At 65.1% G+C, this 15,776-nt stretch carries 13 protein-coding genes; 9 read left to right on the top strand and 4 right to left on the bottom strand.

The genetic code is table 11. The annotated features are described in order from the left end of the window. Positions 1-46 precede the first annotated feature (46 nt). Positions 47-2,167 carry a bifunctional diguanylate cyclase/phosphodiesterase gene (locus tag W930_RS0109620; protein ID WP_023596108.1) on the bottom strand — a complete coding sequence of 707 codons (2,121 nt, stop codon included), beginning with the start codon at positions 2,165-2,167 and terminating at the stop codon, positions 47-49. Positions 2,168-2,610: 443 nt separating this feature from the next. On the opposite strand from W930_RS0109620, the gene W930_RS26825 reads away from it, so the two are divergent. From W930_RS26825 to W930_RS0109575, 9 genes are all read left to right on the top strand, one after another. Next, positions 2,611-4,338: a mechanosensitive ion channel family protein gene (locus W930_RS26825; RefSeq protein ID WP_144347341.1), complete on the top strand. Its 1,728-nt coding sequence runs from the start codon at positions 2,611-2,613 to the stop codon at positions 4,336-4,338. Then, complete coding sequence (locus tag W930_RS0109610; RefSeq protein WP_025249213.1) at positions 4,328-5,866, top strand: DUF2252 domain-containing protein; 1,539 nt, start codon at positions 4,328-4,330, stop codon at positions 5,864-5,866. The genes W930_RS26825 and W930_RS0109610 overlap by 11 nt, the downstream gene beginning before the upstream one ends. 109 nt (positions 5,867-5,975) lie before the next feature. Continuing rightward, positions 5,976-7,529, top strand: coding sequence for a sensor domain-containing diguanylate cyclase (locus W930_RS0109605; RefSeq protein WP_051399262.1), 1,554 nt, complete (start codon positions 5,976-5,978; stop codon positions 7,527-7,529). 362 nt (positions 7,530-7,891) lie between these two features. Continuing rightward, complete coding sequence (locus tag W930_RS0109600; protein ID WP_023874241.1) at positions 7,892-8,842, top strand: BON domain-containing protein; 951 nt, start codon at positions 7,892-7,894, stop codon at positions 8,840-8,842. Between the two features lie 50 nt (positions 8,843-8,892). After that, positions 8,893-9,255 carry a BON domain-containing protein gene (locus W930_RS0109595; protein ID WP_023596103.1) on the top strand — a complete coding sequence of 121 codons (363 nt, stop codon included), beginning with the start codon at positions 8,893-8,895 and terminating at the stop codon, positions 9,253-9,255. A 94-nt stretch (positions 9,256-9,349) separates the two neighbouring features. Beyond that, on the top strand, positions 9,350-9,775 hold the full coding sequence (locus W930_RS0109590) for a PRC-barrel domain-containing protein (RefSeq protein ID WP_369798647.1): 426 nt from the start codon (positions 9,350-9,352) through the stop codon (positions 9,773-9,775). Positions 9,776-10,084: 309 nt separating this feature from the next. Further along, the gene (locus tag W930_RS29570; RefSeq protein ID WP_023596102.1) at positions 10,085-10,240 is read left to right on the top strand and encodes a DUF3309 family protein; all 156 of its coding nucleotides are present in this window, start codon (positions 10,085-10,087) and stop codon (positions 10,238-10,240) included. A gap of 139 nt (positions 10,241-10,379) precedes the next feature. Beyond that, entirely contained in the window at positions 10,380-10,622 is a 243-nt protein-coding gene (locus W930_RS0109580) for a ChaB family protein (protein ID WP_023874243.1), read from the top strand. A 374-nt stretch (positions 10,623-10,996) separates the two neighbouring features. After that, positions 10,997-12,211, top strand: coding sequence for an MFS transporter (locus tag W930_RS0109575; RefSeq protein ID WP_023596099.1), 1,215 nt, complete (start codon positions 10,997-10,999; stop codon positions 12,209-12,211). Here W930_RS0109575 and W930_RS26820 read toward each other — a convergent pair. The 3 genes from W930_RS26820 to W930_RS0109560 form a co-directional block, all read right to left on the bottom strand. Next, a complete protein-coding gene (locus tag W930_RS26820) occupies positions 12,109-13,530 on the bottom strand; it encodes an MATE family efflux transporter (protein WP_023596098.1) in 1,422 nt (473 codons plus the stop codon). The two genes, W930_RS0109575 and W930_RS26820, sit on opposite strands and share 103 nt — an antisense overlap. A 212-nt stretch (positions 13,531-13,742) precedes the next feature. After that, entirely contained in the window at positions 13,743-14,345 is a 603-nt protein-coding gene (locus tag W930_RS0109565) for a DUF2239 family protein (RefSeq protein WP_023874245.1), read from the bottom strand. A gap of 125 nt (positions 14,346-14,470) precedes the next feature. After that, positions 14,471-15,766: a type II toxin-antitoxin system HipA family toxin gene (locus tag W930_RS0109560; protein ID WP_024788694.1), complete on the bottom strand. Its 1,296-nt coding sequence runs from the start codon at positions 15,764-15,766 to the stop codon at positions 14,471-14,473. Positions 15,767-15,776: the final 10 nt, after the last annotated feature.

Below are 15,776 nucleotides of genomic sequence, written 5' to 3'. Positions count from 1 at the left end.
GCGGGTCGTGTGCGTCAGCGCGATGCCGAATGGGCGCGGCAGCCGCTCAGGCCATCGCCGGAGTGCCCGGCATTCCAGGCCGCGAGGCGAGCAGCCGCGCGAACGCTTCACCGGTAAGCGGCTTGCCCAGCAGGAAGCCCTGCAACTCGTCGCAATCGAGTGTCTTGAGTGCTTCGCGCTGCGACGCCGTCTCCACGCCTTCGGCCACGACGTCCATATCCAGCGAGTGGGCCAGTGCGATGATGGCCGATACGACGGCGCTGCCTTCGCGCCCACAGGTATCGAGACCGTTCGTGAAGAAGCGGTCCATCTTCAGTTGCTTGACGCGAAAGCGTTGCAGGTACGCCAGACTGGAGTATCCCGTTCCGAAGTCGTCGATGGCGACTTCGAAGCCGTGCTCCTGAAATGCGCGGATCACGTCGATCGTGTGCTGGGCGTCGAACATTGCCACCGTCTCGGTGATCTCGAACATCAGCCGGTCGCACGACACGCCTGCGGTGTGCACGATCTCCAGAATATTCTCGACCAGTTGCGACTGTGCCAACTGCCGGGGTGAGAGGTTGATGGCGACCTTCACTGGCGGCAGTCCGGCCGCGTCCCACTGCTTGATGTGCTCGCAGGTGGCGCGCACGACCCAATAGCCGATCTGCACGATCTGCCCCGTGCGTTCGGCCACCGGGATGAAATCGACCGGCTGCAGCTCGCCGAAGGTCGGGTGCGTGAGGCGCAGCAAGGCTTCCGCGCCAGCGAGCGCCTCCGTGTCGCCTCGGTACTTCGGCTGGAAGTGAAGCGAGAAATACTGTTCCGCTTGCGCGTCGTGCAACGCCTGCTGGATTTCCCAGGTGCGCTGCGCGGCGGCGTTCATGCGCGGCTCGAAGTAGCGGAAGATGCCGCGCCCGGCGCGCTTGGCCTCGTACATGGCCGTATCGGCGTGCTTGAGCAGCAGATCGATGCTGTCGCCATCGTCCGGGAACAGGGCCACGCCGATGCTCGGCATGACGTGCAGCGACTGATCGCCCACGCGCAGGCCGTCGCGCATGTCATCGAGCAGGCGCTGGGCGACGCGGCCCGCGACCTCGGGCGACGACAGCGAGCCCAGCAGCACGACGAATTCGTCGCCGCCCAGCCGGGCGACCACATCGTCGCCGTTCACGTTCTTGCGCAGACGCTTGGCGAAGGCGCGCAGGACGTCGTCGCCCACGTTGTGCCCGAGCGAGTCATTGATCGTCTTGAAGCCGTCCAGATCCATGAACAGCACCGCGAAGCGACGCTGGTCGCGACGCGAGTTGATGAGCATGCGCGCCGCTGCGTCATGCAGCGCCCGGCGGTTGGGCAGGTCGGTCAGGGAGTCGTACGTCGCCATGCGCGCGATCTGCGAATTGAGCTGCATGACGGAATTGGCCAGGAAACTGGTGCGTGCGTCCAGCCGGGAGACGAGCAGCGTGGTCGCGAGAATCAGGAACGTGAACAGACTTACCGTGGTGACCAGCCATTGAGAGCTCACGCCGGTCGCGGCGCCGCAGACGGCGCCCGGCGCGAAGTTCGCGGCCGCCATGCCGGTGTAATGCATTGCCGTGATCGCCAGCCCCATGACCACGGCCGCGCCGACCCGTTTCGACATCACGTAGCGCAGGCTGCCGTCGCGCAGGGTGCGCGCGATCCAGAGTGCTGCGGTGGCGGCCAGGATCGCGATGAGGATCGATGCCGAGAAGAGCAGCGGATCGTATTCGATCGCCGGGTTCATCTTCATTGCCGCCATGCCGCTGTAGTGCATGGCGGCAATGCCGATGCCCAGCGTGATACCGGCGGCCGCGACGCGCCGGCGGGTGAAGTGCTCGCTGGCGATCATCCACAGGGCGGCCCACGCAATGACGATGGCGATGGCAAGCGACGCGGCGGTCAGCAACGGATCGTAGCCGAGCGGGATCGCGGTGTGCGACGCGAATGGCGACCAGGACGGCGAGAGCGACAAGGCGAGCATGCCGATGAAGTGCATCGACCAGATGCCGATACCCATGGCTGTCGCGCCCACGGCGAGCCAGGCGTGGCGCATGCCACGGCGCGTCATGAGATAGATGCGACCCGAGAGGTCGAGCGCCGTGAATGACGCCAGTACCGCAACTGCAAGCGATAACGCTACGAGCCAACCACTGTACGAACTGGACATATGAAAACCGACTGAAAGGTCCCGCCAATCTGTTTATCGGCAGATATCGCCCATAGTTGAGGATTCCATGTCGGAATTTTTCCGACATTCCCGGGGCGCGGGCACAACGGAATCGGCTGGCATGCGCGCGTGCTGCGCCGATGCTCGACAGTGCCGATGCCATAGTGAATAATCCGTCCATACCCCGCTCCGACCGGGCGTGGCCTGCGATGTACGTACCGGGCTGAATCCAGCGTGCATCGCCCATGCGCCGGGCCTGCGGCAACCGGTAACCGTCGAGACCGCGAATTCGGAATTTTCGGAATTCGGGGACAACGATCCGGGAACGGCCGGGGGCAGAATACGGCAGCCCTCGATTTTGCCTGATTTCCGTCGGATTTCCTCGCACTGCGTCAATTCTTGGTGGCCAACTTGCCCGCAGGAGCCGTGATATGCGCCTTCGCATGAGGCTGTTGCAAGTGCTGGTGGTGTGTGCAATGAGCGTCGCGCCGGGGCTGGGATCCGTCCCGGCAATGGCGGCAACAGCCGGGGCTGCGCCGAACACCCATGGGGATGCGGCCGAGGCGCCCGGCCAGGTTGCTGCTGGCGGACCGACAGGCGCGGCCGCGAGCGCCGACACTCAGGACGGGGTCGAATTGCGCTTCATGGATCGACCCGTGGCGACCTTTCGCGGCACGCTCGGCGGCGCCACCCCGGCGGTGCGTGCGGCCCGGGCGCGGTCAGTCCTCGAGCGCCTGCCGCCGCGGGCGCTCGACGCTCCGGTCGACGTGCTGCACGCCTCGCTCGGCGGGATGTCGGGCGTCGCATTCCGGGTTCAGGACCGCATTCTTTTCGCGCTGACGACCGAAGACCTGGCGCCGGGCGATCCACGCGCGCTGGACGTCGTCGCGGACGAGATCCGTGGGCGCCTGCAGGTGGCCTTCGCTGCCCGGCGCGAACAACTGCACTGGCCGACCATCCTGCGCGGCGTGGCGCTCAGCGCGCTCGGCGCGGCTGTGCTGGCGCTGCTCGTGATCGGCGTGGGCCGCATGCGTACACGGCTCGAGACGCGCTTGCAGACGGCTTTCGAGAAGCGTGTCCTTCAGCGAACCACCCGCAGCTTCGACTGGACGGGCTCGGCCGTTCATCTGGTCCATCAGGTCGTGCAGATCGGTGCGGTCTGCCTGGCATTGGCGTTCGCCTATCTCTATCTGATCTTCGTGCTGATGCAGTTCCCGGCAAGCCAGCCGCTGGCCGGGCGCCTGTCCGACTTTCTCTGGACGCTGGTCGATCGGTTCGGCCTTGGCGTGGCCGGTGCAATTCCGGGGATCGTGACCGTCATCGTCATCTTCCTGCTCACGCGGGCGTTGCAAAGTCTGATCAACAATGTGTTCGATGCCGTCCAAAGCGGGCGTCTGACCATTCCCGGCATGCACCCCGAGACGGCCGGTGCGACGCGTCGCCTGGTGTCGGTCGTCGTCTGGGGACTGGCGCTGACCTTCGCCTACCCATACATGCCGGGGGCCCAGAGCGACGTCTTCAAGGGCCTTTCGGTCCTTCTGGGTCTCATGGTGACACTGGGCTCGAGCGGCATCGTGAATCAACTGATGAGCGGCATGGTCGTGATATACAGCCGCGCGCTCAGGAAAGGGGATCTCGTCTCGATCGGTGACGCCACCGGTGTGGTGGTGGGGGTGGATGCCTTGTCGGTGAAGATCGTGAATCTGGCGAAAGAGGAATTGACGATTCCCAACGCGGTTGTCGTGGCGTCGACCGTGCGCAATTTTTCGGCGCAGGGGCGCGAGCGTGGCGCGGCGATCAGCACCTCCCTCACGATCGGCTATGACACGCCCTGGCGCCAGGTCCACGCCATGCTGATCGAGGCGGCCGGGAAGACGCCACAGGTCGTCTCTGAACCGGCGCCGTTCGTGCTGCAACGAGCGTTGTCCGACTTCTACGTGGAGTATGAGGTCTTTGCGACCTTGCGGGATCCCTCCACCCGGTTCGCGGCCATCTCGGCACTGCATGAGAACATCCAGGACGTTTTCAACCAATACGGCGTGCAGATCATGTCGCCGCATTTCCAGGCACAACCGGACTCGCCATTGACGCTTCGACCGGCCCAGTGGTACCCCGCGCCAGCGCAGTCTGCGGCGGTCCCATTGGAAGAAGGAGTCGGACATGCCCGCTAATCCATTGCCTGCGCCGTCGGCGCCGGCGGCCGGTCTTGCCGCGTTGAAACTCAAACCGGCCGCGAGGTCGATGCAGTCGAATACCTCGTCTGCGCTCGCGGATTCCGGCACGGCGACACCCCCCGCGGTGCCTTTCGAGGCGCGTGTTGCCGCGGGGCGCAAGCTTCGTGAGACGACGCCTCGACGCAGCCACTCGCATCTGGGCAGGACTGATCGCGACGCCGTCGAGTTGTTGCGCATCAGCAGCGAAGGACGCGTCGCCGCCCTGGTCCCGCTGCGTTATGGCCGCATGCTGGCGTCGCCATTCGCCTTCTTTCGGGGAAGCGCCATCGTGCAGGCGCACGATCTGGCCGGCACGCCGAACAGCGGGCTGACCCTGCAGATTTGCGGGGACTGCCATCTGGCCAATTTCGGCGGGTTCGCCACGCCCGAGCGCACACTGATCTTCGATCTGAACGATTTCGACGAAACCGCTCCCGGGCCGTGGGAGTGGGATCTCAAGCGGTTATGCGTCAGTCTGGTGCTCGCCGCCCGCCAGTTCGGCTTCGGCGACACGCTGGGCGTGGAGATGGTGCGCGCGGCCGTTGACAGCTATGCGAAGCGTTTGGACGAATACGCGCACATGCCGACCATCGCGCTGTGGCACGAGCAGGTCACTTTCGAGCGCATGCTCAATCTCGCACAGACCGAGCGGGTGCGCGAGGGCGTCAAACGCGGGATTGCCCGGGCGTCTGGTCGTACGCACGAGAACGTACTGCCCAAGTTCGCGCAGCAGATCGGCGACCAATGGCTGATCCGCGATACGCCGCCAACGGTGTTTCACGTGCACGGCGCCACGACCCTGTTCGGCCCCGAGGACGATTGGCTGGGGCTGGGCGACTGGCGTACGCTGTTTTCCCCCGTCTACCAGAGCTATTTGAATTCGTTGCCGCCGGATCGCGCGAGCATGCTCTCGGCCTATACCCGGGAGGACCTCGCCTTCAAGGTCGTGGGGGTGGGCAGCGTGGGCACGAGATGCCTGGTGCTGCTGTTGATGGATACCCACGAGCAGCCGCTCTTTCTCCAGTTCAAGGAGGCATCGAAATCGGTAGTCTCGCGCTTCTTCAAAGGCACGGCGTCAAGGCATGACGGGCGGCGCGTGGTGGAGGGGCAACGCCTCATGCAGGCGGCATCCGACGCATTTCTCGGATGGGGCAGCGGTCCGTTCGGGCGATCCATCTACGGACGTCAGTTGCGCGATATGAAGATATCCGCGCAATTCGAACTTTTTCGCGCCGACGGCTTTCGGGAGTACGCCCGCCTGTGTGGCTGGGTGCTGGCGCGCGCGCATGCCAAGGCGGGCGGGTGCGCGGCGGAGCTGGTGGGATACGTCGGCAAGGGCGCTCGCCTGGGTGCGGCGCTGGTCCATTATTCGACGGGGTATGCGGACCAGGTCGAGCGCGATTACGACATCTTTCGCAAGGCTTGCCGTGACGGCCGGCTCGAGGCGCGCACGGATGCCGACATGGCGGCCGACTTCACCGCCTGAGCGTCGGCGGGCCAGTGCCGCCTGCGCTCACCCGCGGCCGTCGGCGTGCCGCGTGGGCAGCCCGATGCAATGATCATCGCCGGGCGAGACTACAGGAGACGATGGAAGGATGTCGATGCAACGATGGCGGACGCGTATCGTGCTGCAGGTGAAGTCGGCGGTGCGGTGGGTCTCGCGCACGCCCACACTGATCGTCTGGAGTGGCGTGGGCATCTCCGCGCTGGTGACGGCGGTTGCCGTGGCGCTGCTCTACGAGGGCCGGTTGCTCGTGCTCGCGCGCGCGGCTGATAACCAGCGCAGTATCGCCGCTGTGCTCGAACGCGATCTGGAACTGAACTTCCAGCTCTACGAGGCTTCGCTCGACGCGGTGGTGAATCTGCTCGCGCGCCGCGACGTCGACGCGCTGTCGCCCGCCCTGCGTCGCGAACTGATCTTCGAGCGCTCGCGCGCCTCGCGCTATATTGGCTCGCTGGTGGTGCTCGATCCCCAGGGTAACATCGTGATCGATGCGGAGAGCGAAGTGCCGCGGCCGTACAACTTCGCCGACCGCGATTACTTTACCGTGCCCCGCGACGACCCCAATGAGGGCGTGTACATCAGCGGGTTCATCCGCTCACGCTTACGCGAGGGGCGGCCGACGATGGTGCTCAGCCGCCGGATCAGCCGGCCGGACGGTTCGTTCGGCGGTGTGGTCTCGCTGGCCGTCGACATCGACTACTTTCGGCAACTCTTCGATCATGTCGAGGTCGGCAAGGAAGGCGTGATCCTGTTGCTCGGCAAGGACGGCGCGATTCTGATGCGCAAGCCTTACGACGCCAGCGTGCTGGGCCTGACGATGGCGCAGACCGGTCGCTACGAAGCGCTCCCATCAGGCAACGACGACCAGCGAATCTATCCCATCCGTTTCCTCGGTCGCGAGAGCCTGCTGTCGCGCCGCATGCTCGGCAATGCGCCGCTCACGCTGATCGTGGTCACGTCGAGCAACGAAGCGCTGGCGCCGTGGCACAGACGCGCCGTCGAATTCGGCGCGCTCTTCGTGGTGCTCAACGTGGGTTTCATCTTGACGTCGATCTTGCTGGCCGCCCAGTTGCGGCGGCGCTTGCGCGCCGAGCGGGAGTTGCGTCTGCTGGCGCGGACCGACGGGCTGACCGGCCTGTCGAACCGGCGCTCGCTCGACAGGATTCTTGCCAGCGAATGGCGGCGAATGCGCCGCGCGAAGCGCTCGATGGCGGTGGCATTCGTGGATATCGACTGGTTCAAGCGCTACAACGATACGCAGGGCCACCAGGCGGGCGACGTGGCCCTCGCCGCGGTGGCCGGCGCCATTGGGGCGGCGCTCAATCGTCCGTCCGACGCGGCGGGCCGCTACGGCGGAGAAGAGTTCATCGCCGTGCTGCCGGATACCGACGCCGCAGGCGCAACGCGAGTTGCCGAAGCGATCCGGCGTTCGGTGGAGCAACTGAATCTGGCGCATCCCTCGAGCGACTTCGGGCACGTGACGGTAAGTGTCGGCGTGGCATGCCGCCGGCCGCGAGGCAACGAAACCGTCGACGCGCTCGTCAAGGCGGCCGACGAGGCCCTCTATCGGGCCAAGGCAGCAGGACGGAATTGCGTTGTCGCGGCACCGTCGGACGCAACACCGACATCTTCGGACGCGGACTGAACCGGCGCGCCGAAGGCGAGGGAGGCGCCACGCAATGCGGCGCCTGCGGCTGCCTGTAGGAATTCTCCGATGTTGCACGATCCGAAGGGCGCGATTCGTCCATACCCGGCCCCGCACCCATGCTCGAGCAAGACTTTTAGTAGGTCTTGCAGTCCTTTGATTTTCAAGCGCTTTGTCTACCGTTGAGATGGGGGCGTTTCGATGGCGTTTCTACGCATCGAAGCGTGCCAGCGTCCACCTACACATCTTTCAGATTCCGCCGATTCGCTTGGGAAACCTGGCTATCTACAATCGATTTCAACAGTTCGGATCCGAATGCAGAAGCCATTGCCGGGACCCGAGCGGCAGTCGAGGAGGTTGTCATGGCGAAGCGTACGCGTGCGGTGCCGTCGTTGCCCGACGAGGACGAGGGGATGCAGCACCAGCAGCATGCCCTCACGCATGAAGATGGAGATGCCGAGACGCACGGTGCGCAGGCGTCGGCATTCGACAACGAAAGCGAAGGGCAATCGCATGAGGCGCGCCAGTCGGTCGCCCGCGACGCGCAAATCGCCCATGCGCAGGCGCAATCGGATCCCGCCTGGTTGGGGGCGTCGTCCCCCAAGGCGGGCAAGGCGAAGCGCGTCGCAAAGGATTTGGCGGGCGGTCACGGGTATGCCCCGGAGATCGCTCATGGCGAGGAGAGCGGCTACGGGCCCGCGGATGCCGCACCGGGCGACCACCCGCGATTCGGGCGGCAAAGCGCATATGGACCGCACGACGATTACGCGGGCACGGGGCGGGATACCGCGGGCCAGGTACCGCCGGGCAGCAGCCCCTCGCAGGCCCGCCGGGTCGAATGGCCCGAGGGAACGGTCGGCGCCGACACGGCGCAACAGCATGCGAAGGCCGAACCTCGATCGGCGGGACAGGACGGACAGGCAACAGGGAGTCGGGGCCGTAGCGGTGGGCAAGGGCGCGTGAGTGGGACGGCAGCAAAGGTGTCCGGTGCGTCGGGAGCGCCGCAGCAGACGGCTCATGCATCGGTTCAGGCCCGCTCGCGTGGCCCGTCGCCCACCGATGTCGCCGTGCGGGAGCAGGTACGCGCGGCCTTGCGCGACGCGCACGATCTGGACGTCTCGCACGTCGACGTGACGGTGACCTCGGGAATGACCCTGCTCACGGGCCATGTGCCCGAACGATGGATGCAGCACGTCGTGCAGACCGTGGTCTCGAAAGTCCCTGGCGTGCGAGGCGTGGACAACCAGTTGCACGAACGCCGCGGCAAGGCCATGAGCCGGCCCGGCGAGAGTCAGGAGGGCCACAAGATCTGACGCGGGTAACACCGCATTTGCTTTTTTCACTCAACTTCGGGAGGTCAACAATGAAACACGCCAATCTGCTCAAGCTCGTTATGGCCGGTGCGCTCGCAACGACCGGCATTGCCGCGCATGCCCTGGACCAGGGCGGGATCATCAAGATCGCCGACAACGCGACGGCAAGCGGTGCCATGGGCGATACCGGGCGCAAGATCGACGACGCCGCGCTGACCGCGAAGGTGAAGGCCGAGCTGCTCGCCAAGAAGGACGTGCCGTCGACCAAGGTCCACGTCACGACGCGCCATGGCGTGGTGCACCTGACCGGGTCGGTGCCGCAGTCGGCGCAGAGGACGCTGGTCGTGGATACGGTCAAGGGCGTTGACGGGGTTGTCGACGTCAAGGACGACATCAAGGTGTCGGGCAAGTAATCGCATTCTCGCCACGTCGAAGGCGCGCGAGGTCTCGCGATCCGCAAGCGCTCGCGCGTCCCCAATTCACTGGACGAAGGAGGAAATGATGACCATGCAATCCGAACGGGGACAAACGCCCCAATCAGGCGCCCGCATCGTTGGAACTTCGCACGAGTTGCCCGACGGTCCGGGCCCGTCGGTGATGGCCGCCGACTCGCTCGATGCCGAAGATGTGGTGAATCCCGCCGGGGAGAGCCTCGGCAAGGTCAAGCACATCATGCTCGATGTGCAGCGCGGCACGGTTGCCTACGCCGTGCTGTCGTTCGGCGGCTTTCTTGGCATGGGAGACAAGCTCTTCGCCATTCCCTGGCATGCGCTCCAGCTCGACGTCGAGCACAAGCGCTTCATTCTCAATCTCGACAAGGAGGCGCTCAAGAAGGCGCCCGGGTTCGACAAGGATCACTGGCCGAGCATGGCTGACATGCAATGGGCCGAACAGGTGCATACGTATTACACCGTCGACCCTTACTGGCATTGAGCGCGGCGAGACATTGCGCATGCCGGGTCAATTCGAATTTTGCCGGTTGACGCAGGCCCTCCGCCTGTACGCCCACCTGCCCGAGCCCCATGACCCGGGTAAGCCGCCGGGGACACCGCCGCCGAAATCGCCGCCCGATGACGACGAACCGACGCCGATGCCCCCGCCCGACAGACCGCTGGATCCGCCCGTCGAGGAGCCGCCCACGCGGCCTCCCGGAAAATATGTTTCCGAGGGCAGGCGCGCTCGATGGGCTGGCGTGGTGGCGCGTTTGCTTCACTGAGGTCGGATCGGCAAGGGAGGAAAGTCATGCTTGGCACCATCCTGTTGATTGTTTTGATTCTTGCGTTGATCGGTGCGGTACCCGCCTGGCCGTATAGCCGCGGATGGGGCTACTACCCATCGGGCGGTATTGGGCTGATCGTGCTGATCGTCGTGTTGCTGGTGCTGATGGGGCACATATGAGCGAATGCGGCGGGGCCGGAACGTGCGGTGCCTGACATCGAAGCCGTACGAACGGCGTACGCAAAGTGTGCGTAAAGCGATTGGCGCGTTTGGATCGCGCTTGAGTTGCACGTGAATCGCATATGCAAGGAGGATCGTCATGCCTTATCGACAGACTCACGAACTGCCCGCGAGCGTCAAGGACCATTTGCCGTCTCATGCGCAGGAAATCTACTTGAAGGCCTTCAATTCCGCCTGGGACGAATACAAGGATCCCGGTGAGAGGCGGGATCATGAATCGCGCGAAGAAACGGCTCACAAAGTAGCGTGGACTGCTGTGAAAAAGACGTACGAGAAGGACGACAAGTCCGGTCAGTGGCACGCGAAGCAACATCACCACTGACGCTCGGGCCAGCGCGCGGTGCGACGCCGACGTGCGCGCGCCGCGATTCGTAGGCTTCGCAGACCCCCAATACGATTGCATCCGGTTCCCGCAACCGGAGCGCAACCGTACCTTGCCGGCCCACCCACTGGGCCGGTTTTTTTATGGGTGAATGCTGCGACGCGGTAATGTGGCGCGCAGCAATGGAGAAAGTCTCCGGATTTGTGAGGTTTTGGTAATGCTGCGTTGCACAGCGTTTCCTGCAGGTGGCGAAGTGTTGACGTAAAATCGGCACCCTCGAACGGGGTGGCGGCATTGCGTCGCCCCGATGCCGTTTTTCCTGCCGTCATCGACCGTCTGACCGGCGCCGCGCCAGCGGCCATCACCGAATCGCAATGAGCACCCCCCAAGTTCTTCCCGCTGACGCGGATGAGGCCTTGCCGCCGTCGTCCATTCCTGTCTGGTTGTCATTCGTCGCACTCGCCATGGGCGGCTTCGGCATCGGCACGGGTGAGTTCGTGATCATGGGCTTGTTGCCCGACGTTGCCCGTGGGCTCGATATTTCCATACCGCAGGCGGGACATGCCATCAGTACCTATGCGCTCGGGGTGGTGATCGGCGCACCGTTGCTCGCGGTATTGGGGGTGCGATTGCCGCGCCGGGCCTTCCTGATCGCACTCATGGCGATGTTTGCCGTCGGTAATTTCGCCAGTGCACTGGCGCCGAACTACGTGGCGCTCATTGTGTTGCGCTTCCTGAGCGGCTTGCCGCATGGCACCTATTTCGGTGTGGCGGCCCTGGTGGGCGCGTCGCTCGTGCCGCCGCACCGGCGTGTTCATGCGGTGGGGCAGGTCATGCTCGGGCTCACATTGGCAACGCTTTTTGGTGTGCCGCTCGCTGCCGGTCTGGGCCAATGGCTTGGCTGGCGCGCGGCGTTCGTGCTGGTAGGTGTGATTGGCGCATTGACGGCTGTGATGGTCTGGCGGTGGGTACCGGACGCTCCGGCGCCGCACGGCGCCAGTCCGCTGCGCGAGCTGAGCGCACTGCGAAGCTCGCAAGTCTGGCTTACGCTGGGGATTGGCGCGATCGGGTTCGGCGGCATGTTCGCGGTGTTCAGCTATATCAAGCCCACGCTCATGCAGGTGGCGGGGGTACCCGAACCTTGGGTGCCGTTTTATCTGGCCCTGTTCGGTGTCGGCATGGTCGCCGGTACGGTCATCGGCCCGCGGCTGGTCGCCGCGGCGTCGCTCATGCGTGCCATCGGCGGCACGCTCATCTGGTCCGCGTTGCTGCTCGCGGCGTTCACCTTCACGTCGGCGAGCCCATGGCTGGCCGGCGTCAACGTGCTCGCGATCGGCACGATCATCATCATCGGGCCGGCGTTACAGATTCGGCTGATGGATGTTGCAGGGGAGGCCCAGACGCTCGCGGCGGCGCTCAACCATTCGGCGTTCAACATGGCCAACGCCGCCGGCGCATGGCTCGGCGGCGTGGCGATTTCGGCGGGCTACGGCTGGACGTCGACGGGCTGGGTCGGTGCCTTGCTGTCCTGTGCCGGCATGCTCATGTTCCTCTGGGCGCGCCATGATGCGCGCCGGAAGTTGCGGTAGCAAAGACTTTGCATTACCAGCGTTGCAATGAACGCCAGCGGATACGCCCACCAGATGCCCGGTAACCCGGCGATCCGCTCGAACATCACGGCGGCCGGCACCTCGACGCCCAGCAGCCCGAGGGCGCCGAGCAACATCGGCACCCAAACCTTGCCGCTGGCGCGCATCGCCCCCGTCAGGACGGCCGTCATCCCCATGACCAGCACGCTCCAGGCCACTGTATGGAGCAGGCGCGTGGCGAGAGCGAGCACCGCCGGATCGGTCAGGAAGCCACCCATGATTGTCGGTGCCGCCAGGTAGACCAGGGCGACCAGGCTGCCCGTGAGTCCCAGATTGCACAGCATGCCCGTGCGAACGATCGCGTCGACGCGATCGCCTCGGCCTGCGCCGATTGCATGCGCGCCAAGAATCGATGCCGTGATGCCCAGCGTCATGACCGGCAACTGCAGCCAGCCAAGCACCTGGGTGACGGCGCCATACGCGGCGGTCGCGTCAGCGCCGTGGCGGTTGATCATGCCGAGCAACAGCATCTCGGCGACGGCCATCGTCAGCATTTGCATGGCCGTTGGCACGCCGATGCGCAGAATGCCCCGCGCCAGCGCGGGATGCCATTTCACGTGGCGCCAGAATTTGGCCGCGAGCGCCAGCGGGTGGTTTTTGCGACGCCAGTAAGCGGCCATCCAGAGCAGCGAAATCCCGAACGCGAGCAAGGTTGAGGCGGCGGCGCTGGTCGCACCCAACGGCGGCAGCGGCCCCCATCCGAAAATGAACGCCGGCGTGAGAATCAGCGACAGCAGCGTGGCGACGAGCAGGGCGAAGAGCGGCGAAATGGCGTCGCCGGTACCGCGACTCATCGACGTCGTGAGCCATAGCGCGAAAACCACGGGCATGCCGATGAACATCCATCGGGCGTAATCGGTTGCCGCGTCGAATACGCGAGCGGGTGTGCCCAGGGCGTGCATGATGGGTGTCGCGAGCAGGCCACCAAGCACGCTGACGGCAACGCCCGCAGCCAACATCATCATCAGCGCAGTACTCGCGATGTTGCGCACGCGAACCACGTCGCGCGCCCCCCAGGCCTGCCCGATCATCACGGTGGCGCCGGCCGACAGACCGATCACGATCGCCAGCAAAAAGAAGAAGACGGGAAAGAATGCCGAGACCGCGGCGATGGCATCGGTGCCGATCAGATGGCCGAGATAGACGCCGTCGACGGTACCCGCCAGGGACTGTAGCGCGTTGGTCATCATCATCGGCAGGGCAATCAGTAGCCAGGTGCGCCAAAGCGGGCGGGGTGGGGAAGCAAGCGGTGGTGTCATGATGAGGCGATCCTTGATCGTGGGGGGATGGGGTGATGCGCTGCGGTGCTAGGCCGTGTGCCAAACGACAGGCAAAGCGAGGCCCATCCGGCGCGGCGGTCCGCCCGGTGCATCGGGTGTTCAGATAAGTGGGACGGCAGTTGACCGGCGCCCCGGCGATCAGGCCGCGGGCGGCGGGGTCACGTCGTCAAACGGTTCGGCGATGGCGGAGGCTACGCGACGTCGTCCTCCAGATCGTCCGTGGACGCCAGGCGTAGCAGATGGCCGCGCACGTCCTCAGGCCATGCCGCGATCCGCATGCCGAACGCGTCGAGATCGTGCGCGAAGAGCGCACGTGATGCTTCCTCGAACGCTGGCAGATCTCCGGCCATTGTGGACATGAAGCTGTAGGTCCGCGCCTGCGCTCGCCTGCGCAGGTCGCGCCCGGCATGTTGGCGACGCGCTTCGTCGACCAGTTTGCGCAGCGCGACCGAGGCGCCGCCCGGTTGCTCGGCCAACCAGTCCCAGTGTCTCGGCAGCAGCGTGACTTCGCGCGCGACCACGCCAAGCTTCGGGCGGCCGCGTCCCTTGGCGGGCGCGTCCTCCGGAGGCGGCGCGGCGTCGTGCGGCGCCGGGTAGCGTGCGCGAATGTCGGCAGCGGTGCCGCGCACGTCGACATCGCGCGTATCGCCGGTGCGATCGTCGAAAATCAGCACGCTGGCGTGCGGGTCGGCGATCAGTGCCTGCTGGCAGGCGATGGCGGCATCGGCGAGCGAGCCCGACGCAATACGGCGCGAGTCGCGAAAGACGGTATATCCGAGTGAAGCAGAGGGCACGGCAGACTCCGGTAACGATGACATGAATGTCGATACCGACGAATATTACCCGGGTGTTAAGTGATTTTCAATATTACCCGGGTAATATTTTTTGGATCTGTTGTGCTCGGCAAACGTCGGCCAGCTCAGGCAGTCAGGGCGACGCCGCCATTCAGGCGCTCAAGCACCGTCGCGCGTACGGCTGGAGGTGCGTTCTCCAGCAGTGCCGGCCATCTTTCCTGGGCGTCGCGCACCGTTTCGCGCGCGATTGCCGTCAGCCGGCTCACGCGAAGCAGGCCGGCGCCTCTGAGCAGACCGTCGAGCGCGGTCCAGTCGAATGCCCGCAAGGTCTTGTCGATGGCCCGGTTCACGCCGTAGTGCGACTCGGGCACGTCATGGAAGAAGGCAGCAACGCACACGGGATCGTAGACGGGGGCCAATTGCGGTGTATGGGCGTCGGGATACGTCAACGCCCAGTTCTTGAGGTGGGCATCGGTGTTGCCGATCAGAATGAAGGCGATCAGGCGTCGCAGGAACTCTCGCACATCGCGAACGGGTTGTGCGGACAACTGGTCCAGCACCCGCAGCATCGTCGTGTAGTCGACGTTCAGGCCACGCCCGTATTTGCTTCGCGGCGGGTATTGCAGCACTTGGGCGAACTCTTCCATGTGCACGCGCCGTCCGTCGGCCAGACGGTCGAAACGCGGCACGGCGAGGATGTGTTCGAACGGCACTTGCTCCGGTAACTCCGCGTCGCGCCGAGAGACGATCTCGGCCTTGGCGCAGTCCAGTCCCAGGGCTTCGCAGAGCTGATAGCCCGTGTATTCGTTCTCCACGAGATCGGGGTGGCGTGTCGTCGGCAACTTGAGAATGACCGATCCCGCGCGACCGTGGCGCTTCACGACATAGCGCCGTCCGTCGCGAATCGCCGAGAACTTCGTCACGACGCCGGGCAGCGACGCGGCATCTTCCACCGGCGTGTCCACGAAGCCGGGTTCCACCATTTCGAGGCCGAGCGCCGTGTGCCACCGATGGACGACGTCGGGCACGCCTTCGCGTTCCGGGACCGGCTCGACTTCGAACGCCCCCATCAGATCGTGGCCGGCGGCCGCCAACAATTCGAATTCGTCATCAGGCGGGCAACGGCGCTCGGCGGCGAGCCGTTCCCGATTGTGTCCTTCGGGCAACAAATTCTCGAAGTAGACAGGCCAGCGGCCGTCGGTACGCACGAGACGGGCATCATGCGGTGACGCCAGAATCTCTCGCGTGGCGGTTTCATTGGCACCGCGATAGGCGAGCGAGAGCACTGGCCGCTGAGCATCGGCAATGTAGTCCTCATCGAACGACATGCGCAGGATGTCGCCGTATTGCGACAGATATCCGATCGCGCGACGTGTGCCGTCGGGCATGTACAGGTAGGCGCGCAGATATTTGATGTTCATAGGCGGGAAG

It is taken from the genome of Pandoraea sp. E26, from assembly GCF_000681415.1.
Taxonomy (GTDB): domain Bacteria; phylum Pseudomonadota; class Gammaproteobacteria; order Burkholderiales; family Burkholderiaceae; genus Pandoraea; species Pandoraea pnomenusa.
Note: the sequence above shows the minus strand (reverse complement) of the source record. Positions and strands in the feature narration are given on the sequence as shown.

Bases quoted from the DNA above. Each gene is read 5' to 3' on its own strand.
- W930_RS0109620 (WP_023596108.1), bottom strand. From the start codon at position 2,167: ATGTCCAGTTCGTACAGTGGTTGGCTCGTAGCGTTATCGCTTGCAGTT.
- W930_RS26825 (WP_144347341.1), top strand. From the start codon at position 2,611: ATGAGGCTGTTGCAAGTGCTGGTGGTGTGTGCAATGAGCGTCGCGCCG.
- W930_RS0109610 (WP_025249213.1), top strand. From the start codon at position 4,328: ATGCCCGCTAATCCATTGCCTGCGCCGTCGGCGCCGGCGGCCGGTCTT.
- W930_RS0109605 (WP_051399262.1), top strand. From the start codon at position 5,976: ATGTCGATGCAACGATGGCGGACGCGTATCGTGCTGCAGGTGAAGTCG.
- W930_RS0109600 (WP_023874241.1), top strand. From the start codon at position 7,892: ATGGCGAAGCGTACGCGTGCGGTGCCGTCGTTGCCCGACGAGGACGAG.
- W930_RS0109595 (WP_023596103.1), top strand. From the start codon at position 8,893: ATGAAACACGCCAATCTGCTCAAGCTCGTTATGGCCGGTGCGCTCGCA.
- W930_RS0109590 (WP_369798647.1), top strand. From the start codon at position 9,350: ATGCAATCCGAACGGGGACAAACGCCCCAATCAGGCGCCCGCATCGTT.
- W930_RS29570 (WP_023596102.1), top strand. From the start codon at position 10,085: ATGCTTGGCACCATCCTGTTGATTGTTTTGATTCTTGCGTTGATCGGT.
- W930_RS0109580 (WP_023874243.1), top strand. From the start codon at position 10,380: ATGCCTTATCGACAGACTCACGAACTGCCCGCGAGCGTCAAGGACCAT.
- W930_RS0109575 (WP_023596099.1), top strand. From the start codon at position 10,997: ATGAGCACCCCCCAAGTTCTTCCCGCTGACGCGGATGAGGCCTTGCCG.
- W930_RS26820 (WP_023596098.1), bottom strand. From the start codon at position 13,530: ATGACACCACCGCTTGCTTCCCCACCCCGCCCGCTTTGGCGCACCTGG.
- W930_RS0109560 (WP_024788694.1), bottom strand. From the start codon at position 15,766: ATGAACATCAAATATCTGCGCGCCTACCTGTACATGCCCGACGGCACA.